General features: G+C 63.9%; 2 protein-coding genes. Both read left to right on the top strand.

Annotation, left to right across the window (positions count from 1 at the left end):
* Positions 1 to 1,624 (top strand): 5-guanidino-2-oxopentanoate decarboxylase (locus V6M63_RS24510; RefSeq protein WP_442909649.1); only part of this gene is annotated, 1,624 nt, incomplete at its 5' end.
* Positions 1,621 to 2,685 (top strand): aldehyde dehydrogenase family protein (locus tag V6M63_RS24515; RefSeq protein WP_332746203.1); only part of this gene is annotated, 1,065 nt, incomplete at its 3' end. The genes V6M63_RS24510 and V6M63_RS24515, both read left to right, overlap by 4 nt.

Genomic DNA, 2,685 nt, shown 5'->3' on the forward strand with positions numbered 1-2,685 from the left:
CGAAGTATTGGTCAAGTTACTCGAAGATTACGGGGTCGAGCAGGTGTTCGGCATTCCCGGGGTTCACACCGTGGAGCTGTATCGCGGGCTGGCCCGTTCGAGCATCAACCACGTCACTCCGCGTCACGAACAGGGCGCCGGTTTCATGGCCGATGGTTACGCACGCACCAGCGGCAAACCGGGCGTGTGCTTCATCATCACCGGCCCCGGCATGACCAACATCACCACCGCCATGGGCCAGGCCTACGCCGACTCGATCCCGATGCTAGTGATTTCCAGTGTGCAATCGCGCAGCCAATTGGGCGGCGGGCGCGGCAAGCTGCATGAGCTGCCGAACCAGAGCGCACTGGTCGGTGGCGTGGCGGCGTTCTCCCACACCTTGATGTCGGCGGCTGAATTGCCGGGCGTCCTGGCGCGGGCCTTCGCCCTGTTTCAGGCCGGGCGTCCGCGTCCGGTGCACATCGAAATCCCGTTGGACGTACTGGTCGAAGAGGCCGATGACTTGCTCGCCAGCGTGCCGGTGAACATCGACCGTGCCGGTGCTTCACCCAGCGCGATCAGCCGCATGACCGACTTGCTGGCCGGCGCCAGGCGCCCGTTGATTCTTGCCGGTGGCGGTGCCATCGATGCCGCGGCCGAGCTGACTGAACTGGCCGAGCTGCTGGATGCGCCTGTAGCCCTGACCATCAATGCCAAAGGCATGCTCGAATCCAGCCACCCATTGCTGATCGGTTCGACCCAAAGCCTGGTGGCCACCCGTGCGCTGGTGGCCGAGGCCGACGTGGTGCTGGCCATCGGCACCGAATTGGCCGAAACCGATTACGACGTCACCTTCGCCGGTGGCTTCGAAATTCCCGGCGTGCTGCTGCGCGTGGACATCGACCCTGACCAGACCGTGCGTAATTACCCGCCGAAGGTGGCGTTGGTGGCCGACTCGCGCAATGCCGCCCAAGCCCTGTTGAGCGCGCTGTCCCACAAGTCGCTGGCCGAGCGCCACAACGACTGGGGCCAGGTGCGTGCCGCTCGCTTGCGAGAAGAGCTGGCCGTCACCTGGGATGCCCCGACCCTGGCCCAGACCCGCTTCCTGGAAACCGTGCTGCACGAATTGCCGAACGCGGTATTTGTCGGCGATTCGACCCAACCGGTGTACACCGGCAACCTCACATTCAACCCGGAACGCCCGCGCCGCTGGTTCAACTCGTCCACCGGTTACGGCACCCTCGGTTACGCCTTGCCGGCCGCGATTGGCGCCTGGCTCGGTGGTCGCGTCGAGGGCGGCGCACGCCCTCCGGTGGTGTGCCTGATCGGCGATGGCGGCCTGCAATTCACCCTGCCGGAACTGGCCAGTGCGGTTGAAGCACGCACGCCGGTGATCGTCCTGCTGTGGAATAACCAGGGCTACGAAGAGATCAAGAAATACATGGTCAACCGCGACATCGAGCCGGTGGGCGTGGACATCTACACCCCGGACTTCATCGGTGTGGCCAAGGCCCTGGGGTGCGCGGCCGAGGCGGTCAGCAGTGTTGACGAATTGCGTGATGCGCTGCGCCTGGCCACCGATCGCCAGGGCCCGACCCTGATTGAAATCGACCAGACCCAGTGGATGAAGGCGGTGTCGAAATGAGTTTGCGCATGACTTTCCCAACGGCACTTGATGGCTTGTACATCAATGGCCAATGGTCGGCCGGAGGCGAACATCTGCGCGTGATCAGCCCGTCGACCGAAGCGCTGCTGACCACCGTTAACGGCGGCGATGCACAGGCTGTCGATCAGGCCGTCACCGCTGCGACCAACGCATTCAAAGAATGGTCGAAAACCACTGGCGCCGAGCGTGGGGCGATCCTTCGCAGAATCGCCGCAGGCGTGCAGGCCGGGCGCGAACAGTTGATGAAGTTGCAGTCGAGCAACAACGGCAAACCGCTGTTCGAAGCAGCCATCGACGTCGACGACGTGATCGCCACTTTCGAGTACTACGCGGGTCTGGCCGAAGGCCTCGATGCCAGGCAAGACAGCAAAGTGGATCTGCCAACCGACGATTTCAGCGCCCGTTTGCGCCGCGAACCGTGCGGTGTGGTGGGGCTGATCGTGCCGTGGAATTTTCCCATGGTCACCACCGCCTGGAAGCTCGCCCCGGCCCTTGCCGCCGGTTGCTGCGTGGTGCTCAAACCGTCGGAAGTGACGCCGCTGCCGGAGCTGGAACTGGCGACGATCATTGCCGAAGCGGGTCTGCCAAACGGTGTGTTCAATCTGGTCTGCGGCACCGGCCTGGCCGTGGGCGCGCCGCTGTCGGCTGATCCGCGCATTGCCAAGATCTCCTTCACCGGCAGCAATGCGGTGGGCGTGCAGGTGATGCAACGGGCGGCGGAAACCGTGAAAGGCGTGAGCCTGGAACTGGGCGGCAAATCTTCGCTGCTGGTACTCGCCGATGCCGATATCGAATTGGCGGTCGAAGTGGCCTGTGGCGGCGGTTTCTTCAACGCCGGGCAGATGTGTTCCGCCACCAGCCGTGTGTTGGTTGCCGATGAACTGGCAGAAAAATTTGTAGCGCGATTGAAGGCGCGCGCCGAAGCCATTCGCGTGGCCGACCCGTTCGACCCGAACGTGGAAATGGGCGCACTGGTCAATCAGGCGCAATACCAACGCGTGCTGGGCCACATCGATCGCGGTTTGAGCGCAGGCGCGAAG

The sequence above is a fragment of the Hydrogenophaga sp. genome, from assembly GCF_036675665.1.
Taxonomy (GTDB): Bacteria; Pseudomonadota; Gammaproteobacteria; order Burkholderiales; family Burkholderiaceae_C; genus Hydrogenophaga.